Origin of the sequence: Dapis purpurea BLCC-M126, from assembly GCF_050015975.1 — a bacterium.
Classification (GTDB): domain Bacteria; phylum Cyanobacteriota; class Cyanobacteriia; order Cyanobacteriales; family Microcoleaceae; genus Trichodesmium.
Map to the genome: position 1 here is coordinate 1 of NZ_JBNHER010000171.1, position 21,344 is coordinate 21,344.

A 21,344-nucleotide genomic window follows, 5' to 3' on the forward strand; every position below is an offset into this window, starting at 1 on the left:
ACTCATTACTCCTTACTCATTACTCCTTACTCATTACTCCTTACTCCTTACTCCTACAACAGTTTTGTGGTCTACTCAACTGAAAAGCACTGTAATTTGTTATTCCCTATCATAAACCTTCTTAACTTCAGAGTAAAACTCCGGATTTTTTCAAACTATAGTGACAGGGAATGAAGAGCATAAATATTGAGCGAATTAATGTTACATAAACTAGACTAACAAATTGTCGATTGCTTCCACAGCTCTCCCAACTCCATCTTCTGCTCTCAGCAACCTACCAACACTAGCTGCCCGCTCCTCATAAACTGGATCGAGTAACAATTGCTTTAACTCCGCAGCTAATACTGTAGCCGAATAGCGATCGCGACTGACTTGCCGAGCTACACCTAAGCGCACCACCCGCGCTGCATTATCGGGACGGTCAAAATCATCAGGTACTACCAACATTGGGCGACCTGACAACATTGCCTCCCCAGTAGTACCCACTCCACCATGATGCACTATCGCCATTGACCGAGGAAAAAGTTCCGAGTGGGGCGCGTACTCCACTGCAATAGTCCCCTCTGGTAGTAACTCTGATGATACCTGCTGCGCTTCCTTTCCCATCAACAAAACAGCTCTATAGCCCAACTCTCTTAAGGCAGTAGCAGCCTCAATGTAAAAATTACCCGGAGCTATAACCGCCGATGAACCTAAAGTAAAAGCAATAGGAGGCTCCCCACTATCTAAAAATTGCATCAATTCTACAGATAAACCCTCTGAATTTTGAGGACGGTAAAAAGGAAAACCTGTAACCATAGTTGGCGACGGCCAGTCCGGTTGTGGTGCTGCCAATACTTCAGAAAACAGTGCCAAAACTAAATAGGGGGAGTGTAGACCTGCTAATAAAGGATTACAACCAGGTGCTAAACCAATTTCCTCCCGGAGTTGTCGCCAAGGGGCTACCCAAAAACGTGCTTGCCACTGAAAATGTCGTGCTATACTATCTTGCATTCCTGTTATCTGTGTTTTTTCGTAAGAGGAGAGGGGGATATTTCCACTCCAAAGATGACTCTGAAGATCGTAAGCAGATAAGAAAGAGTAGGGCGAAAGAATACAAGAAACCCAAGGGATACCAATTTTTTCTGCGACCAGAGAACCTGCAAAAGTGAGGGGATGAGTAATCAGCAAATCAGCTCCAGAGCTTGCTGTCATTAGATCAGCGTAACTAGCGCGTAAATGAGGCATTAACATATAACAAACGACGTACTCGATCGCTCGCTTTTGGAACATCATCATACTCAGAAATTCCCAATCTCCTGCAAAGTCGGGTAAACTATCAGGTCTGACTGGATAAAATTCAATGCCTTGAGCTTCTACTTGTTGACGATATCTCTCGCTAGTGGCGATCAAGGGGTGGTGACCTCGACTTTTTAAACCTTGAGCGATCGCTAGATAAGGATATAAGTCACCCAAGGAACCAAAAGTAGTCAGCACAATGCGCTTACTGTGGGTTGTTTTGGGCTGTGTTAAAGTGAGTTTTTCTTGGGAATTGAGTTGTGTGTTGTAAGTCATTTTAGTCAATAATTATCAGTATTTTCTTTTTTATCCCTTAAAAAGGGAGGCTTTATATCAAGTCCGGATAATTAGTTATTGTAAAGTCATTGCAACTGGAACAGAGTAGAAGGAAGCAATCTCAGGATTTTAAAGATTGCTTCCCTTTGGTCACAATGACAATTGTTTAAGCGGACTTAATATTAGACCTTATATTTTTCGTAATATCTAAAATTTTATCATTATATAGAATGCGGTTATATAATATATGGCATTGCTGAGGGGCGCGATGAATATAAGTGGGACAGGCATTTTGCCTGTTCCTGCCCGCCCAATATCAGAAACGGGCAAGATGCCCATTCTACAAAAGTATTAAAATCATCCCGCATTTATGCAACGCCTAATATATGTTTATAATTCTATAATTACTTCAATGTTCAATTTCGCCATCTCCCCATCTCCCAGCCCCAACAACTCTAATAAGTATTTAACCAGATTTGATATTACTCATCTACCAGATATGGTTTCACCTCAATCTCTAATACATCTTCTGGTACATTATTGATTAAATAATTGTAAGTAGGTTTCTGTGTTTCCAGGGGCGATGGCAGCTTGCCAGTAGGAGACGCAGACCAGGATTGGTCAAACTCCATCCACAGTTCCTGCAATTGATGATTAGTAGCACCATCGGCTAAAATTCGCGTTACTACTTCATACATACCTAATAACTCATCCATATTGTTACGGGCATAAATTTTGCCATTTACTAGCGCTCCATCCACAGTTAATTTACCTGCTACAATATCTCTGAAGGTATGAGCATCGCTACAGAAATCTATTGAGTCTGGCGTTCCTAAATACCCAAAGTTAAGTTGAAGGCGATCGCCTCCTTGAGAACTTACTTGTAATATAGTATCATCAATAGCGATCGTCACAGTTTTTCTAGACACGATCTGCACTAATGTTTTCCATGTCTCTCCACCCTGAAGGCGAAGAGTTTCTATTAAGCGATGTAACCATGTCGCTAATTTTTCTTGACGTTCTGTGGTAGTATTTGTCATAATTATACGGAATTTTTGCTTATGGGTTGACAAATAGCTCAAACTCATTAAACATAGGCGTGAAAAAGATATAGACATATAGACTTTTTGCAAGAGTAGGCAACAGGGAACAGGTAATAGCTCATCTGAGAAGAGATTTTGAAAAAAAGGTAGAAAAAATATCAGGATTTACGCATTAGGTACGAAAAACTAGGGTTTTAGATTGCTTCCCTATCGGTCGCAATGACGAAAATACGTTGTAATGCGTAAGTCCTAAATATTTTAGGAGTAACTTTTATAGAATGTCTGAATAAGAGACAAAAAAACTTTCTCCTCCTTATACCTTAAAACTCCCTTCTCTTTACCTCCTGTACCTATTCAATCCGATGCTTCTCCTACCTCCGTCGTTATTTATAACTCAGATTCCGCACGACAGAATGTAAATTGTAATATTTCTATACTTATATCGGGGTGAGTCTTGTTCAAACTCCTTTTGCAGTTGACGATGGTAATGGTAATACACTTACCCATACTTTTATCGCGGTTTTCACAAACGTAGACTACACAATTTCTTCCTTCTTCCTTTCAACCCAAATCTCTGTACTCTATATTAATGAAAACTTCTATAATTTAACTGTTAATTGATTGGAAAAGCAGGTATGCTAATGGCAAACAGTACCAGATACATTTATTGCTACCGACGATAACCCTGTTCTCTCAGGTAGTCCTAAGTTTAATAGCCCCATTAGCAAAAATGTTTATACTTGCGTTGATATTAGAGTCATGGTGACTATTCCAGGGTACGCGAACCCAAAGCATCTTCCTATTCCCATACGTCGCTAATCTGACGGCTCCCCTACCCTACTCCAAAAGAGTTTTGTGGCTTAGTGAAATGAATTGCGCTGTAAATAGACTTGATCTCAAACCTAGAACTTTATACCTCACCAGTATGAGAACTGCTATATCACTATCTATACAATTTGCCTTTCCACATCAGTGATAAGATATCTCTGTTCAAGAGAATTGAGCTATAGAAAAATTTATGTTTGCCATATTTTTATTTTGTATAATCTTCACTTTTTTTAACTGGTTAGCATACCAACCTGAGACTCAAAACTGCAAGCTTTCTCCCAATCCAGAAATGGCCATTTCCTCCAACGGTAAACCAGATATCCACTCTGGCCAGCAGCTATTCTCCAACCAAGCTAAAAGCGATAGCCACTCCTCCAATGGCAAGTCTGATTCAGTCTTGTTGACAGTTTCCATAGAAGTGCCAAAAGGACAGGAACCTGAAAAAATAGAGTTCCAAGGAAACGGACGAACTGTTCTATTAGCAAATAAAAGCCAGTCTAATGATAATAGTAAGACTGATTCAGTCTTGGTGAAAATTTCCATAGAAATGCCAAACGAACAGGAACTCAAAAAACACGATCTTCAAAGCAATCAAGCAACTGCTCTAGTAGCTAATGGGCATCAATCTAACTTTAATGGTCACGATAATGGTAACAATGGAAATCAAGGTAGTAGCAGTAATGGTAATTTGGCAATGGTGAACACTGCTCCAGAAGTCAAAGTCGAGCCACCTCAAGTTCAACCCTCTAAAAAGGAAAACCAAGATAATAGCAATGGTGGATCTGAAGGTACAGCAAATACTATACCATTGCCCAACGGAGGTAATATACAACTACCAGATGAAGCAGAGAGTATTGCAACTCCTCCAGATGCAGAGAAACCTCAGTTTGATAAGACTATTATTAATGAGACATTGCAACTATCTCGAAAAGCAATTACTGACAGAATTATGAAGTTTATTGATTTTAAGCGAGATATTTCTGGAGGGTATGCTCAGTTATACGAAATGCTGAAAGATTATCCATTTCGTAAGGGGAAGATGTTGCGGCCTACAATGTGTATTAGTGCAGCAAGGGCAATTGGAGGAATGGGAGATAGAGCATTGACGACAGCGGCAGCTCTGGAGCTATATCATAATGCTTTTTTAATACATGATGATATAGAAGATGGTTCTGAGTCTCGGCGGGGTAAAGAAACTTTGCATCATGCCATTGGAATAGCTCGGGCAATTAATGTTGGCGATGCTACTAATGTTTTAGCAGTGGGGTTACTGTTGGAAAACCTATCAGCGATCGGCATACAAAAAACCCTCAGTGTCTTGCATGAAATAGAATTTATGGCACAACAATCTGTGGAAGGGCAAGCGATGGAGTTGGATTGGGTGGCTAATAATACGGGTCATCTAACAGACCAAGATTATTTTATTATGTGTGTCAAAAAAACTTGTTGGTACACGTTTATGACTCCCTTGCGGATCGGTTTAATTATTGGACACCCAACAGCGAATCTGAGTGAGTTGGTTCAACCTCTGGCGGATATAACTAGGTTTGGGATGATTCTGGGGATTGCTTTTCAGATTCAAGACGATTTGCTTAATATATTAGGAGACCTGAAAACATACGGTAAAGAAATAGGGGGAGATATCTATGAAGGTAAGCGCACAATTATGTTGAATCATGTTATTGCTAATAGTAATGCTGCGGATCGGATTTTAGAAATTTTGGCACTGCCACGGGAACAGAAAACACCAGAACAAATTGGTTTTATTCTAGAAGAAATGAAACGTTGCGGTAGTATTGAACATGGTTGGTATTTAGCTCGAACTCTTGCTAACCAAGCTGACAATATCTTTGAGTCTATGGATTTTCTCAAGCCAGAATCTCCTTTGCAACCAGGAGAAAATTGGGGTTCGTCTTTGCAAGATCGTCGCTTTCTCAAACAATTGATTAATTATGTGATTTATCGAAATTTATAAAATTGGTAGGGAACAGGGAAAAGAAAAGTGCCTAGATCCTATTATGTTTCAAAAGAATACTCTAATATCATGTCTGGATAATCAGTGATAAAAAACGTTTGGTTTGTAGTTGGGCTTTAGCCCTAAGCAGAGATGGGGCTAAAGCCCAACTACGACCTTTAATTATAACTATTCAACTGCACATGATATAAGATCCCTGGGAATATCACTACTTGTACACTACCACCCAAAATACAACATTTAGGCAAATATGAACTCATTGCAACTTCCGCAACTTAAATTTCAACTGCAACCTAGTTCGACTCTGGTGCTGCAAATGTCTTTTCAAAACTGGATGCAGGAGGCTATACTATTACGTCCTACTTTAGATGATTGGGTAGTAGATAATGCCAATGTAATTATTACGGCATCCCAAAGACTAGAACCGCCTTATATTTATTTATTCTCGGGCAGTGATGGCAGTGAGACGATAACAATTTCCATTCCTGGGGATGTGTTGCCTGGGCAAAGGTTAAAAACTTGGTTACGATTTCCTGGTATCCAAGAAGAGGCTATTCCTATTGATATTGAAATTATTCCCGTCGCGCAACCCCTACCTCAAGTTGTAGAATTTTCCCTTGCCATTAATTTTCCTGTTTCTGGAGAAGCTAATTCTGGTTTTTCCCATACTTTTGATGCAACTACGGCGGGTATTTTTGGCTTAATCTCAGGAGTTATCGACTTGGATAAAATTCCGACTCGCTGGTTGGTGGCAGAACTTTTAATAGTTATTGCCCAAAAAGGGGAGGAATATGCTCAAACTTTAGAGGGTAGTAGGTTGCTGGAACAACTTAAACAGACTGTTTTTTATAAAAATGGAACAGTTGCTCTAACCTCTGCTCAACTCCCTGGTTGGATATCGGAAAGTTTAATGATCGCTAATACTATCTTGGGAGGAAGCAGTCAGACACCGGGAACTCATCGACTGCTTTATATTTGGGAACGATGGTTATTGAGTTTGGTGGGAATTGATGTGGAAGCAGAGGAGGTAGGCAAACAAATTTTTGTGCCACCATTTTTGGCAGAAGTATTTGTTGGGAAACTGGGGATGGATGCTGATCACTGGTTTGGTAGTCTTCTGTTGGGGTTGTCAGTCTTGTTCCCTCGTATTGGTAAGACTTTGGTGGCAATTGCGGAATTAGCGACTCCTACACCTGTTGCTGATGCTAAGGCAGGTGGCGCAGGTTATACTTTGGCAACGGCACTACCTGGATTAAATTTTCTACCAGTGCGGTGGTTGGTAGTCGAATTATTGGTAGTTATTGCCGAAACAGGAAAGGAGTATGCAGGCAGTGAAACGGGAAAGCAGTTGAGCTATCGCTTGAGTCGGACTCGGTTCTTTAAAAATGGTGTAGTGGCTTTAGCATCAGCTCAGGTCTTGCGGTGGTTGCAGATAAGTCAGTCCTCTGCTACTGCTTTTGCTAATTCCATCGGTGCTGCAACAGGAATGGGGGGAATGTTGATTTTTTGGGAATGGTGGTTGTGGAGTTTGCTGCCAGATAACGCCAATATTCAAATATCGGTTCCTAATAATTCTGCCAGAGAAGCTTTGAGTGCGGAATTCGGAATGAATGGCGATCGCTGGTTTGAGGCGATTATTTTGGGGTTGGCAGTTATTTCTCCCAGAATAGAGGCGGTGTTAGAAGCGATCGCTACTTTAGCTCCAGAACTTATAAGTCGCCCCTCCCGTCCTCAAGCTTCTGTTGAAGACATAGTAGGAGAATCTAAATCTATTGGGCTATGAATTTTGTTGTGAGAAAAATTTCTATTGTCATGGCGAGGGGGACGGATAATAGTTGAGTTATTGGTTGAAGCATTACGCCCCCCGTGGCCATCTCTCAATTTAATGAGATTGCTTCGGCTAGATTGAGGTTTTACCAAAAACTTAACTGCGTGTATCACCGCCTCGCAATGACAGTAATGTTGTCATGGCGAGGGGGCGGGTAATAGTTAAATTATTGGTTAAAACGTTACGCCCCCGTGGCCATATTTAAGGATAAAGCCAGAGATTGCTTCGGCTAAGTTAACGTTTTTTCCAGAGGCTTAAGTGCATATATATACCGCCTCGCAATGACAGTAGTCTTTTGTTGTCATGGCGAGGGGGCGGATAATAGTTAAGTTATTGATTGAAGCATTACGCCCCCCGTGGCCATCTCTTATTTCCCAGAGGCTTAACTGCAAACCTGCTTCCCAATGATAACAATAACATTTTCTGACTATGGATGAACGAACATTAGCTAGTGTAGAACAGTTACGCATTCCTACTACCGATCAGTCAGCACCTTTAGACTGGAAAGATTGGTATCATTTTATTTTAATGGAACCTAATAGTGGGTTGCGAGTTTTGGTGAATTTGACTCTCAGTGGTAGACTTAATGGCGGCGAATTGCAATTGAGTTTTATTGTTACTGTACCGAGGGAACTTCTGACAGTCGAACTGCCTCCAGAAAATACTTTGGCAACATTCGGTATTGCTTACCCCCAGATATGGGAGACGGGGATGGTGAGTCGCGAACCTTTTCGCTTGCAAGGTCGGAATGTTTCTTTGGAAATAGACGGCAGACAGTCACGGGTAGAGGTACAAAATGATGGATCTGGGTTGGCGATCGCTTTTACGGCTCAGGCAGAAGCAACTCCACTTTTGGTAACAGAAGATTCTCCTTTCGGTAGCGGTTTTATTGGTTGGGGTTTGGTACCTGGTTTGCGAGTGGCAGGAGAGTTGTCTGTTGGGGAAGTAAAATTTCCCATCCATCGAGATTGGTTTTGCTACCATGACCGGAATTTTGGTAGGTTTCGCTGGGGGGAAGATATTGGTTGGGAGTGGTTTGTTGCTTTTGCAGTTTGTGCCGATGGTAGAACTTTGACTCTGGTTTTAGACCGACGTACTAATAGAGACCATTCTGAGTGGGGGTTATCTTATATATTCGTTTATTTGGGGGAGCGGTTGCGGAAGATTTTTTTAGGACCGACTTTGGCAATCGACTGGGAATGGTCAGCGACAGGGGTATTACCGATGCGGTTGCCGGGAGTTATGGCCAGCGTGTTTGCCCATCGTAGTGTGCCTATGCCCGAGAGCTTGCGGGTAGAAGCAGTAGACGAACGGGATAGTTTGTGGTTAGAGGTGAATTTTGATAGTGCGATGGAATTGGTGGTGCCGGACAACACAGCGCGTCAACAGAGTTTTATTGAAGAGGTGAGTGGTAATGTGGAGGTGAAGCTTTTGCTAGATGGGGAGATATTTCACGGTCAGGGTTTGATTTATGCCGAGTATGTTGTCTAGATATCTATATAAGAACTAATAATTGAAAATTTAAGGTTTAAAGCCTCTAGTATTATACCAAATCCGGTTATAAAAAGCTAGTTTGTCCAAATCCTTCTAACCCTTCTGCCTCCTACCTTACCTTCGCCGTAAATCTGCCTATTTAAACCCGATTGAGTATTACTTAACAAAAATTTTCGTTTTCCTGACTACGTTAGTTGGTAGGATTATAAGACTGCAGATCAAAATGTTAACAGTTTCGCTATCCGAAAGCTACTACACAAACTAATAAGGAAAGCAAAATGACAACTAAAGAAATAACAATCACCGCCACATCCGGTGGTCAATATGGTGGCGACAAAAGGTGCAACAATGGCAGAAAAAATGACATATGGAGGTAATTGGGTAATAGTTGGATATAAAGGAGCCAAACCAGGTAGAGCAGTAGAAAACTTCAGTGCCTATATTCAGCCTGCGGATGCACCGACGGGAGTAGCAGTGAAATATTGGGAGTTGCCCACGGAGCCTTTGAAGAAAGACTTAAAGGTGGGGCAAAAACTATGGCGGAGTGATGCCAGCTTTTATTTCAGCGACAAGGGGGGTGTAGGTATTGATGGTGACTATGCTCTCGTCGGGGATTATGGTAAAAACAATGTCTCTGTGTACCGCTGGCACGACAGTCAGTGGCAGCTACAACAGGAGATCCTACCTAAAAGTCGGCAAGGAGGTAACTTTGGTATCTCTACAGATATCAGTGGTAACTTGGCAATTGTGGGTCGATCTGGTGCTACTGTCTCAGACAAAACAAAGTGTGGTGCAGCCGATATCTATGAATTCAAAGGCGGTCAGTGGCAGCACCAACAAATTCTACAACCCTCAGACTTAAAAACGCAGGACTATTTCGGCTCTTCAGTGGCAATTGATAGCAAAAAGGCGATCGTGGGAGTTTGGTCTGCCGATGCGCCGGGCAAAGAAAATTGTGGTGCAGCCTATATTTTCCACCTAGAAAATGGGAAGTGGGTGCAAAAAGCTAAACTGCAACCTTTAGACCTGGGTGCTAGCGATCGCTTGGGCATATCGGTGGCAATAGTGGCATTCACATTAACAAACTGCAAAATCAGTTAATTCTCGTGTTTCTGGGTGATAAAATCCTAAAACAATTTTGTCTTGGGGAACCCCTGCTGCCAACAATTCTCTTGCTATACCATCTTCGGTTCCGTCGCGATGAATCCAAATTTTATCGCCTTTGATTTCTAGATGAAGTATGCAACCATGAACCATTTTATGACCTTCTACTCCCAGAATCATTAATAAATAATGGTTCTGTTCTCGGTCAAAAACCGTTTTTCTTTCTACTTCGCTATCGGAATAGCACAATTGACCATAGTCGCCGATTATTTTCTCAATTATTTGTTGATATTTACTGATGGTATCCATTCAATAATTACCTCCTCTGATTTGTTGAAAACTACTAAATTTAAGCGTTGGTTTTCTAACATTAGTTGGCCGATGGGTTCACTGAATATGCCATTATAAGGTTTTACATCTACTGCTAAGTAGAGAGTTCTTTCTGGGTTAGTTTTTTCGAGTACGTCATGGTAAACGATGTATTGGCCAACAGCATTTTCAAGGTCGTTCATTGGGGAAAGACCTGCAAAACTTTTAAGTTCTACTGCTATTTTTACCTCTTCTTTTTCTGCTGCCAGAAGTAAAGAAGCACCCAAATCAACGAACATATCCCTGGACCCCCACTTGATAACGTAAGGGTCGTCGGTTATGCTCCAGTTATCTTTGACCAGAGCCTTAATTAAATTGGTATGATAAGCGTCTCTAGCTGGCATCAGGGAATACTGAGGGTGTTTTTTTGATATTGTAGCAGGGTGGGTATCAGTCGTGCAAATTTCTGTTTAGGTTTTAAGTTCTTGGGGGCGATCGCTCTACCCAAAAGCTCACTTATACCAATTTCATAAAATATTGCTACAGTTATAACACATGGAATAGGAAATAGGAATTAATTTTAAATTTTACCTGACCATCCTCAAAAGCACTGTAATTTATAATTATTTAACCAAATATGATATAAACCTTATATAAAACACATATAAAATTAACATGACAATCAAAAAAATAACGATCGCTGCCACATCCAATGGCTATACAGCTAAATATTTTGGAGGAGGAGATGCCAAAGCCCAAATCTCTATTAATGGCCAAGAAATCGACTTTGGCAACTACAGTCGGGGCATAAACGTGGCCGTGTTCGACGAAACCACAGGTAAACCACTATTTTGTAACAGTTTTGATACTCCTATCGGCAATAGTGACATATTTGCTGATTTCATCAATAACCTACCAGAAGGAAGAATAGTTGCTCTAGCCATCAAAGGCGATGCTGTCTCCCATTCCCTAACAGATAAAGCCAAAGCTGCCTTTAAAACCATAGGCAGTGCTGAAATAGACAACCTGAAAACTGGCCTATCTTACACCCTCATTGGTATCAAGGGTAATACTCCAGGTACTGCCCACGAGTCTATGTTTTGGTTAGAAACCAGCAGTAGCTACACCCAAGAAGTAGAATTAGTCAAAGATTTAGGAACTTTTACAGTAGAAGCCATCTCTAAACCATCAACATTGACAGCAGCACCATACTATATCCCCCAGGGAGGAGAAGCGCAAATTCACCTCAATGGAAAGATTATCCCTATAGAAGGAGGATATAAGTCTGGCTGGAATCTGATAGTATTGGAAGGCAAAAACGGACAAGTAAAAAGCTCTGGTAGTTTTAATCCCAGCATACCAGAGGAAATAGATAAATTCGTTGGAACCATCGCAGACTTGCAAGCAGGAGAAATAGTTGCTATAGCTACGAAAGATTATGCAGGTACGCAAGTAGAAGAGAAAATTCAAAAAGCTTGCTCCTCTATTGGTTCGACAATGGTAGGTAATTTACAATATGGAGGTAGTTGGGCGATCATCGGTCATCAAGGAGCTAAACCAGATCAAGCAGTAGAAAACCTAGATAACTGTAGTCTTTACTGCCCCCAGTATGGAGCTGAGGGAGTCAATATCAAATATTGGGCGCAGCAAACAACTCCTTTTTTGAATAAAAAGTTACAGCCAAAACAGAAACTTTCACAAAATCGTGCTAGTCAATATTTCGCTTGTAAGCAAGCTGTAGGCATTGATAATAACTATGCTTTGGTTGGAGATGATGGTAAAGGTATTGCTCATATCTACCATTGGCAAAATGGTAAGTGGAAGTTACAACAGCAGCTCAAACCTCAAGGTCAGAGATTTGCTGGTTATGGGCACTCCTTGGATATCAGTGGCAATTTTGCAATAGTCGGCCAATATTCTGCTACTGGCTTGGGTCAAAATAATGCGGGTGCTGCTTACATTTATGAATTACAAAACGGTAAGTGGCAGCACAAACAAATACTACAACCATCTGACTTAAAAGCAAACGACCATTTTAGCATATCGGTAGCAATTGATGGAAAAATGGCGATTGTCGGAGCTTGTATGTCTGATGCTCCCGGTAAAAACTATTGTGGTGCAGCTTATATTTTCCAATTAGAAGGCGGTAACTGGGTACAAAAAGGCAAAAGATTGCAACCGGACGACCTTGGTGCTGGCAATTGGTTTGGTCACTCAGTCGCTATTGAGGGTAATGTAGCAATAGTGGGAGCATATTTAGCGGATGCCCCAGGCAAACAAAATTGTGGTGCAGCTTACATTTTTCACTTAGAAAATGGTAAGTGGCAGCAGCAGCAACTTCAACCTCCAGACTTAGGAGATGGCGATAATTTTGGCTGGTCCTTAGCTGTTAGTGGTAATAGGGCAATTGTGGGGGCACATCTTGCTGATGTATCAAGAAAAGTAGATACAGGTGCAGCCTATATTTACGAATTACACAACGGTACATGGTATTTATGTCAGAAGATTCAAGCTACTGACATAAATCAATATGATTCTTTTGGTAGTTCCGTAGCTATCAAGGGCAATGTAGCAGTTGTGGGGGCATCTCAGGCTAGTATTAAAGGTAAATGGGATTATGGTGCTGTCTATGTATTTCAGTTGGAAAATGGCAAATGGGAGCAAAAACAGAAGTTGCAACCCTCGGACTTGCCAAAAGATGGCCGATGGGGATATGGTACTTCATTCGATGGCAGTCGGGCAATTATTAGCGGTAACGGCGATCTATTGACTTCTAAAACAGGTTTTGCCTATATTTGTGATTTAATTGAAGATAATTCAAGAACTACAATAATTTAGTCATCTATCTTTCTTGGTTAAAGGATCGTTTTTTTGTGAAATTAATTAAAGCTTGTAGTAGGACTTTAGCCCTACTACAAACAACTTGAGCAGCATTGGCTGCTTTTTAATTTTTTTAAGTACACCAGTAAAAAGCACTATAATATAATGAAAGTTACCCTTGACCTTGGAGAACTAAATGTTATTAATAGATTTATTCGTTCTGGAGATATAGTTTTTGATGTTGGTGCTTATGTCGGTGAGTGGACTGATGAAGTTTTCCAACAATGCCAAGGCGATCGCCTCCAAATACATAGTTTTGAACCTCATCCCCAGACTTATCAAAAATTAGTTGGTAATCTTGCTCAAGCTATTACTATTGGACGAGTTTTTCCTAATAATTTCGCTCTGTCTAACTCTGAAGAAATTAAAACTCTTTACGATTATCAGAATACTCCTTTTCTGAATACTATATATCGTCGGAGTTCTGAGAATGAAAAGTTATATCAGTTGGGAATACCCCAGCAGTTTCCGATTTTGCTTACTACTCTTGATGCTTATTGTCAACGGTGGCAAATTAAACGGATTAATTTCCTCAAAATTGATGTTGAAGGGAGTGAGTTAGATGTCTTAAAAGGAGCAACAAAAATGTTGCAGTCTGGCAAAATAGATTATCTCCAATTTGAATATGGGCAAACTGTTCAGGATGCGGGAATTTCTTTACAGGGTGTTTTTGACTTCCTGAAACAATTTCGCTATTCTCTATTTAAGATTTTGCCCGATGGATTAGATTACAAACCAGAATTTTTGCCTGAATATGAAGACTGGCAATGGTGTAATTATTTAGCAGTTAACGAGCGGTTTGTATCTGGAGTCTTGGGCGAGTTTCCTCAGATGTTTGATTTGGCAAAACTTTGCCAGCAAAATTCCATTCAACCCAGGGGCGTCATTCATATTGGTGCTTATGAAGGGGAGGAAATTCAAACCTATCGAGAGATTGGAATGGAAAAGATATTGTTTGTGGAAGCTAACCCCCAAGTATTTGCTCGCCTTCAAAAAAAGATGGCAGGAATGTCAGAAGTACGAGTTGCTAATTATGCTATTTGCGATCTGGATGGTATAGTAGATTTGCATATTGCTACTAATGAGCAAAGTAGTTCGATTTTACCCGCAACACAGGATAGCGACCAAAGTATTTTTACCAGAGAAATATCTAGCATAGCTGTTGAGGCTAAAACTTTGGATAATTTACTGGCAGAATTGGAACTATCACCAGAGGATTTTAATTTGCTCAATATTGATATTCAAGGGGCAGAGTTATTGGCATTACAGGGTGCGAGTCAGGTTTTGCAATTTGTAGAGGGAATTAATATTGAAGTTAATTATGAGGAAATTTATCAAGGTTGCGCTTTAATTGATGATATTGACGAATTTCTAAATAAAGTTGGTTTTCATCGGGTGGCAACTACAACTCCCTATTACCATTCTTGGGGTGATGCTTTTTATGTGCGGCAACCTACAATTACTATGTCAACTCTGGGCAAAAATGGTGGGTTTGCTAATCAGCTTTTCCAGTACGGTTTCTTGAAAACTTATGGCAAGGAACATAATTTACGAGTGGAAACCCCAGAATGGATCGGAAAAGAGATTTTTCAATTAGACGATCCGTCAATTAGGCGATCGCTTCCTACGGTTGCCGAAAATATAGAAAGCAATATGTCAAGTTCTGAGATTGTCAACTCCCCAGAGGTTTTAAGCAACGTCGATTTTTGGGGATATTTCCAATATCATACTGCTTATTATGCTAAATATCGGGAGTATTGGCGATCGCTATTTCAGCCTGTGGGAGAAATTGCAGCCAAAATGGAAACTGCTTGGCAAGGTTTGAGCGCCAAAGGTAAGACTGTAGTGGCGATACATTTGCGACTGGGGGATTATTTTTATCTCTCCCCTCATTGGATAGCTCCTTGGGAATGGTATGAAGAGTGGTTGCGTGGTTTCTGGGATACTTTGGAAGAGCCGATACTTTATGTTGCTAGTGATGATGTAGAGATGGTGTTGGGATGTTTTGCCAAATATCAACCAATAACAGCAAAAGATTTGGGAGTTGAGTTGCCACAGGCAGAGTTTTATCGGGATTTTTATGTTTTGAGTCGTGCTGATGCCGTAGCCATCTCGAATAGCACTTTCTCCTTTGCTGCTTCTATGCTTAATCAACAGGGGAAATTTTTCTGTCGCCCTCATTTTTTATCCCAGAAGTTGATTCCTTTTAATCCTTGGAATAGTCTGCCGTTATTTAGGTAGGAGAGTTCATTAATGGATAATGGATAATTGATAATTGATAATTACCTCTGGTTAAAACCGTTCTTGATTGAAAATTGGGAAATATCCTAGCACTTTTTTTCCCCTTAAAAGGGGAGACTTTAAATCACAATTATTTAATTATTAATTGATAATTAATAAAATTTCCCCTACTCCCCTACTCAATAAAATGTAGAGAAGTTTTTGATAAATGGTATTATGGGACTAAATTGCAATATTTCCTATGACTTTTTGGGCTATTTTTAATAATGAATGATGTGAATATCTTTTTAAAATAACTGATAAAGCTTTATCCAAGCTCACTTCTAAATCTTGGTTTTGAATATCCACAACGATTTGATAAGCCAGTTCAAAAATAATTCGTTCATCTTTTGTAAAAACAATATATTCGGCATTATCCAAATTTTTAAATTTATCTAATTCTGCTAGACTTCTTTCACCACTAACTTGATAACCTCTGGCATCTCGATATAGATAAAAGTTGAGATGAGAATTTTTTACCACTAATTCATTCCAGTTAGTCATCCGAGAAAAAAATGCGTTTCCTCCATCATATAAAAAACTTATAGCATAACCTAGAGTTGCTGTCTGGATAACCAAATGATCTGGGATTTTTTTAGGTCTATCTAAGGCGAGAAAATCTAACTTGATATCTGGTTTAATTATTTTAAAGGATTCAAAAATTTTCTCCAATTTTCCTCGGTCATCACTACTGGTAATAATTTGAGACTCACTATAATTTTCTTCTAGTTCATGATATTGCTGGTTGAGGTAATCTGTGATAATTTTATCGGCATTAGTTTGAGTCGTTTGAGCAACAGACGTTTTACCATTTTGATCGACTTTTGCTTCTAAATTTGTTTCTATATTAGATTCAATATCCAGTTTTCCAGCTATCTTTAGAACAAGTTCTTTAATTTGTTTAATGTCTGAGGCTAAACTTTGTAAATTGGAACTATCCTGTAATTTTATTGTGTCCCTTGTCTCGACGTTAAGATACTCAGGCAGGGGAATATTATGAATTTTATAATTATAGAAATCAGCCGCAGAATTAATAATTCCACGCACAGAATTTCTATTTAAGATAGTCTCAATTTCTTGTGGAGTAAAAATTTGCTCTATCGGAATATTAATAGACTTTGATTTTTCATTGAGAATCGCTTTTAGTTGTTGTTCAGATGGCTTTTGTAACAACACTTGACATTGAGCAATTCTATCTATAATAGAATCATCAAACTCTTGTTGCAACTGTTCCCAACGATCGGGAAATAAATTTAAAATAATTAAACTATTCGGAACATGGGTGAAAATTTCCTTGATAGCTTCTCCAAAACTATGCAAAAGATTTTGATTATATTCCCTACCTAAACCTTCTAACTGATCGAATACAATAATTAAAGGTTCGTCTAAAAGGGATAAATAACCAAATATTTTTAATGCTTCTAGAGATACTTCTTCTCTATTTATACTTTGATTCCAGGATGCTATCCTGACCTTATCTAAGTATTTTTGAGGTACTTCATTCATTGCCAACCACTCTCTAATGATGGAACGATAATCTATAGCTCTATATCCACAAAACTTGATAATTCCTTTTAATATTTCTGGTCCATATCCTGCGCTTGAATAATTTGTCACCCACCATAGATAAACTCGATTTTCTATATGTTCCCAAAGCTCTCTTCTAGCTTTAGTATCTGATGATAAACAGGTTAGTAATTTCAGGTAGTTTCCATGTTCGACTTCTGCTAATATATCTCTGTCTTTTTTGCTAAATTTTTTCAAATATAGATGAGGGTTTTCCAGAATAATTTCTTGAAAAATCTTAGCACAACTATTAGCAATTAAATATTCTAGTTGAGTATAATTAATTTTTGGTATACTCCTAATCAAAGATTCAAGTATCCGACTATAAATATGATATATAACAGCATCAGGATTATTAGGTTGACGAATAAATAATAGTCGGTTAGTTTTTAATCTACTATTTGCTAGTCGCATCATTAGGTGAGTTTTGCCAAACCCAGGTTCCCCTATAACTACAACCCCTTTACTTTGATGATTTATATCTTGCTTAATATCTTTTAGAGTAGATTGTATCCTATGAAATTCTTTACTAAAAACATTATCTGCATCGTTATGTGCCTGAAAAGGATGATCAACTCGACTACTTCCAAATGGATTTTTTCTTTTTTGAAGTTGAGCTTGAAGATTTAGATCGATCATAATCTTGATACTTGATATAATTGAAATTTCAACAATACAACCTATTATATCAAGTTTGGATCATTAGATATCTCCAGTAAAATAAACAAGCTTTTTATTTAACCATTGGATAGGATAGCAACAGAGTTGTAAAAGTCATCCATTATAGCCCTATGCGTAAGTCAGATGTCAGATTTCAGAAGCCAGAAGTAATCTATGAGTGATATCGAATCTGCTTGTATTGAAAGCTACATTAACTTAGGAAATCGACGTTTAGGAATAGTCAAAAAGTTTTAAAATGCTCTCTCTAAATCTCTTAATGCTTGCTGAGGAGCGCATTTTGATACCTCATAATACCAGGGATTTTGACTTTTAACTTCAGCTATCAAACGTTTATGCAAAGTGATAGCACTAGGACGTTTTTTGTTTGATTCATATTCACAGATGCAAATCGCTAATCCCCAGTTGTTACAGTCGATGGGGATATCGTTATCCCTCACCTTTGCTTCAAAACCGTGCTTGAGAGTTTCCAACTCACACGGCTCCTCAATATATAGGTATAGCAATCAGGAATCAGATGTGAGAATTTTACTGCTCCCTAAAAGTCTAAAATATGGTGGTTATGATCTTCATAAGATATAGTTTTTTCCTTGTTCTCTGTTACCTGTTGCTTGTTACCTGTTGCCTGTTGCTTGTTGCTTGTTGCTTGTTGCTTGTTGCTTGTTGCTTGTTGCCTGTTGCCTGTTGCCTAAAAGTTTACAATATCTCACAATTCAGATCAGATTGCTATACAATGAATAGTTTAGATACCATTTCTTAGTTCATAAATTATATTTTTAGTCAAAATAACATCTCCTATAAAGTCTTTTTATCCCTCTTATTATTCGTAATATTCTTTTTTCAAAATGGCATAATAGAAAGATGGTAATATAATTACCTATGGGTACTTAATTGTTAATTGTTAATTATTTATGACTATTCCTCAAAAAATACCATACGATGTTGACTTCAGCAGTCAAGAAGAAATGGGTATCTTTGGTATAAAAGTTTTACAGGCTCGCAATTTATCAGAAGGAATATATCTACGGCATTATCGCCACTTACCATGGGAAATATTGCACAATACTTTTCGGATACATAGTGTTAATATATTTACTCATGTCTCTCCATATAATGATTTTGAAGAAAATCTAACAGGAAAAATTCAGAAACGACAAATTAAACAACTAAGCATAATTGTTATGCCTGCTGAAATAGAACATTATTTGAACTGGAATCAAACCGTTTCTTATTTATCATTAGATTTAGATCCTATCGTTCTCAAACAGAAATTAAATGACATAGTTAAAGGTGATACTGTCGAGTTATTGCCACATTTTTCCTTTTCCGACCCCCTAATATCTAGTATTTTTCAGTCTTTACAACAAGAATTATTCAACCCTGGTTTGTGCGGTCAATTATATATTGATTCCTTATTACAAACCTTCTATATTCATCTACTACGAAATTACTGCGTTCAAAAACCTATCCAAATTTCACCAGGCAGTCTCTCCAAAACCATATTAAATCAAGTTATAGACTACATTCAAGCTAATTTACACCAAGATTTGACTTTGACTGAATTAGCAGCGATCGCCAAAGTTAGCCCTAACTACTTCGCTACTCAGTTTAAAAAATCTATCGGTATCACACCCCATCAATATGTAATTGGACAACGTGTTGCTAAAGCCAAACAATTATTACTCACAGGTAAATTAACACTAGCAGAAATTGCCTATAGCGTTGGATTTGTAGATCAAAGTCATTTGATTCGTCACTTCAAAAAGGCGATGGGCGTTACCCCAAAAAAATTTTTACTAAAACAGTAAGAGTCTTCAAAAAAACAGTTGAAGACCAGTCTTGGATAATAACTACTATTAAAAGTCAGTAGTTTGCATAGTTGGATGTTATATACAGTAGTTAATATATTGCATATTATCACCAAACTAAAACAAAACAGTAGTGGACTAACACAGCTAAAATAGTGCGTTAGAATTGTCATTGCGTTTCGGCTGTCGCCGACATGTTTGCGGAGCAGTCCGTCAGGATAAAGCGCAGCTTTGCAATAGCAAACGATAGTGTTTGCGGAGCAGTCCGTGAGGATAGCAATCTTAGCGCAAATTTTCTGTTGCATCATTTTAGATGAGACAGTTCACTACAATAATAAACTGATTTTACTGCAAGGGAGCAAGATGCTCCCACTGCCATGTTCCAAAACTAAAATAACAACAATACAATACCACCTCAACAGTAGGGTGCCCTTTCGGCTAAGAGCCGACATGAAACGCTACGCGACATGAAAATGAAATGTAACCCACCGCAGTCCAAATAACAATTAATTCAAAACTCCTATAAAAAACGGACGAAATAACTCACAACACAGACTTGCCAGATCGCCTTCCAAATGAACCAAACCCATCTTTTGCAACTGATAACCAAGAGATAATTTTATTTCTATGGGTTTGGGGTTGTTCACAATTTCAGTAAAAATCGGCAATAATTCATCATAGCGTTGCAGGTTCCACCATTGTTGTTGTAGATGTTCTGCATAAAGAGCAGTTGCACTACCAGAATTTTCTAAAAGTTCTTCCAGAGTTATAGTCTGTTGCTGTAGGTAATAAAATGCTAACTGCAAACGATAGGGATGTGCGCCTAGAAGGTTAATTAGCTGCTGGATTTGTTGTTCGGTTATCTCTTGTTCGTAGCGCCGTGCTAGATCCTGCACTTGAGCTAGAGTAAACTCAGGTAAATTGATGACTAACCCAGTATTCAACAGAGAAGGATCGATCGACGGAGGCATCATAATTTCTGTAGAATGAACTGTCACCAGTCGCAGCTTTTGCCAAGCATTACTTTCTGCTACCCCTGCTTTAGCTTGCTCAGACCAAGTTCGTAGAAGTTGGAGAAATTCACAAGCAATATCTGGGTAGGCAAAAAGCTGATTCAGTTCATCAATAGCTATTACCAGAGGTCGATCTAGGTTGGCTAAGATAATATCATTGAAGTAGTCACTAGCGATTGATTTGCTGCCCAAGGAATTATCCCAAAAGTCGGCTATCTGCTCATGGACAATCACTGTAGAGGAGTGCCCATGGAGCAATTCTAACTCATTTCTGAGTCTGCTACAGAACCATTGTAGGAAGTGTTCTAAGTTCTGTAAAATATCAGCATCAGCGAGTTGCAAGTTCAGAGAAACGGTTTTATACCCCAGGGATTTAGCATAAGCAATGATGCGACTAATTAGGGAGGTTTTGCCCATTTGCTTCGGGGCACAGATGTTCAACAGTGTACCTGGTTCCTGGATACCTTGGTAACAGAGGGATTCCATGATGGGACGGTCAATGTAAAAGATAGAATCTAGGGGCATCTGTCCTCCTGGTGTGTTTGGGGGACGAGGTTGGATATCGTCTTGTGGTTGAACCATTTTTTTTATTTGGGGGGAATTGTTACGCTCGCCAAGTATATCAACAGGATAATTGTACTCTGGTTCTAGGAGAGAGCAGGTTTCGGCTGGTGGCATTAGGTTAATCTCGACTAGATTATCTTCATTGGACTTGAAGTAGAGATAATCATCCGCTAACAAAGTCAGATTAAAAGCATGGAAGCAGCACTTCAAGGTGCGTTTGTCAACTCCTGACGAACAGGTAAATATTTTGCTAAGGGTATTGGGAGTTAAACCTGTTTTTTCACTAAGAGATTCAAGGGTGTATCGCTGATTTTGCTCGATTTCTGCCTTGGATTTGGCTTCACTAAGTTTCCTTGAACCTTGACTGGTGAGAGTTACACCACGTCTGCGTACATACTTATTCATTATTCTTATAACAAA

14 protein-coding genes are annotated in these 21,344 nt (G+C 39.1%); 7 read left to right on the top strand and 7 right to left on the bottom strand.

What is annotated here, in order from left to right; all coding sequences use genetic code 11:
* Positions 1 to 210: 210 nt before the first annotated feature.
* Positions 211 to 1,554, bottom strand: coding sequence for a glycosyltransferase (locus tag ACP6PL_RS15165; RefSeq protein ID WP_426546100.1), 1,344 nt, complete (start codon positions 1,552 to 1,554; stop codon positions 211 to 213).
* 482 nt (positions 1,555 to 2,036) lie between these two features.
* On the bottom strand, positions 2,037 to 2,594 hold the full coding sequence (locus ACP6PL_RS15170) for a hypothetical protein (protein WP_426546101.1): 558 nt from the start codon (positions 2,592 to 2,594) through the stop codon (positions 2,037 to 2,039).
* A gap of 1,120 nt (positions 2,595 to 3,714) precedes the next feature.
* Here ACP6PL_RS15170 and ACP6PL_RS15175 point away from each other — a divergent pair.
* From ACP6PL_RS15175 to ACP6PL_RS15190, 4 genes are all read left to right on the top strand, one after another.
* Positions 3,715 to 5,400, top strand: a complete 1,686-nt coding sequence (locus ACP6PL_RS15175) for a polyprenyl synthetase family protein (protein WP_426546102.1) — start codon at positions 3,715 to 3,717, stop codon at positions 5,398 to 5,400.
* A gap of 250 nt (positions 5,401 to 5,650) precedes the next feature.
* Positions 5,651 to 7,183, top strand: a complete 1,533-nt coding sequence (locus ACP6PL_RS15180; RefSeq protein ID WP_426546103.1) for a hypothetical protein — start codon at positions 5,651 to 5,653, stop codon at positions 7,181 to 7,183.
* A 474-nt stretch (positions 7,184 to 7,657) separates the two neighbouring features.
* Complete coding sequence (locus ACP6PL_RS15185; protein ID WP_426546104.1) at positions 7,658 to 8,719, top strand: hypothetical protein; 1,062 nt, start codon at positions 7,658 to 7,660, stop codon at positions 8,717 to 8,719.
* 327 nt (positions 8,720 to 9,046) lie between these two features.
* A complete protein-coding gene (locus ACP6PL_RS15190) occupies positions 9,047 to 9,823 on the top strand; it encodes an FG-GAP repeat protein (protein WP_426546105.1) in 777 nt (258 codons plus the stop codon).
* Here ACP6PL_RS15190 and ACP6PL_RS15195 read toward each other — a convergent pair.
* Both ACP6PL_RS15195 and ACP6PL_RS15200 read right to left on the bottom strand, forming a co-directional pair.
* Positions 9,800 to 10,135: a XisI protein gene (locus tag ACP6PL_RS15195; RefSeq protein WP_426546106.1), complete on the bottom strand. Its 336-nt coding sequence runs from the start codon at positions 10,133 to 10,135 to the stop codon at positions 9,800 to 9,802. The two genes, ACP6PL_RS15190 and ACP6PL_RS15195, sit on opposite strands and share 24 nt — an antisense overlap.
* Positions 10,105 to 10,539 (bottom strand): element excision factor XisH family protein, encoded by a 435-nt coding sequence (locus ACP6PL_RS15200; protein ID WP_426546107.1) that lies wholly within the window; start codon positions 10,537 to 10,539, stop codon positions 10,105 to 10,107. Before ACP6PL_RS15200 ends, ACP6PL_RS15195 begins: the two co-directional genes overlap by 31 nt.
* Before the next feature lie 271 nt (positions 10,540 to 10,810).
* On the opposite strand from ACP6PL_RS15200, the gene ACP6PL_RS15205 reads away from it, so the two are divergent.
* Entirely contained in the window at positions 10,811 to 12,973 is a 2,163-nt protein-coding gene (locus ACP6PL_RS15205) for an interleukin-like EMT inducer domain-containing protein (protein WP_426546108.1), read from the top strand.
* A gap of 147 nt (positions 12,974 to 13,120) precedes the next feature.
* Positions 13,121 to 15,256, top strand: coding sequence for an FkbM family methyltransferase (locus ACP6PL_RS15210; protein WP_426546109.1), 2,136 nt, complete (start codon positions 13,121 to 13,123; stop codon positions 15,254 to 15,256).
* A gap of 222 nt (positions 15,257 to 15,478) precedes the next feature.
* Here the strand turns inward: ACP6PL_RS15210 and ACP6PL_RS15215 are convergent, their stop codons facing one another.
* Together ACP6PL_RS15215 and ACP6PL_RS15220 are read right to left on the bottom strand one after the other, a co-directional pair.
* Entirely contained in the window at positions 15,479 to 17,500 is a 2,022-nt protein-coding gene (locus ACP6PL_RS15215) for a P-loop NTPase family protein (protein WP_426546110.1), read from the bottom strand.
* A gap of 272 nt (positions 17,501 to 17,772) precedes the next feature.
* Entirely contained in the window at positions 17,773 to 18,012 is a 240-nt protein-coding gene (locus ACP6PL_RS15220; RefSeq protein WP_426546111.1) for a hypothetical protein, read from the bottom strand.
* A gap of 438 nt (positions 18,013 to 18,450) precedes the next feature.
* Here ACP6PL_RS15220 and ACP6PL_RS15225 point away from each other — a divergent pair, with 438 nt between their 5' ends.
* Positions 18,451 to 19,347 (top strand): AraC family transcriptional regulator, encoded by an 897-nt coding sequence (locus ACP6PL_RS15225; protein WP_426546112.1) that lies wholly within the window; start codon positions 18,451 to 18,453, stop codon positions 19,345 to 19,347.
* A 506-nt stretch (positions 19,348 to 19,853) separates the two neighbouring features.
* Here the strand turns inward: ACP6PL_RS15225 and ACP6PL_RS15230 are convergent.
* Entirely contained in the window at positions 19,854 to 21,329 is a 1,476-nt protein-coding gene (locus ACP6PL_RS15230) for an AAA-like domain-containing protein (protein WP_426546113.1), read from the bottom strand.
* Positions 21,330 to 21,344 lie beyond the last annotated feature (15 nt).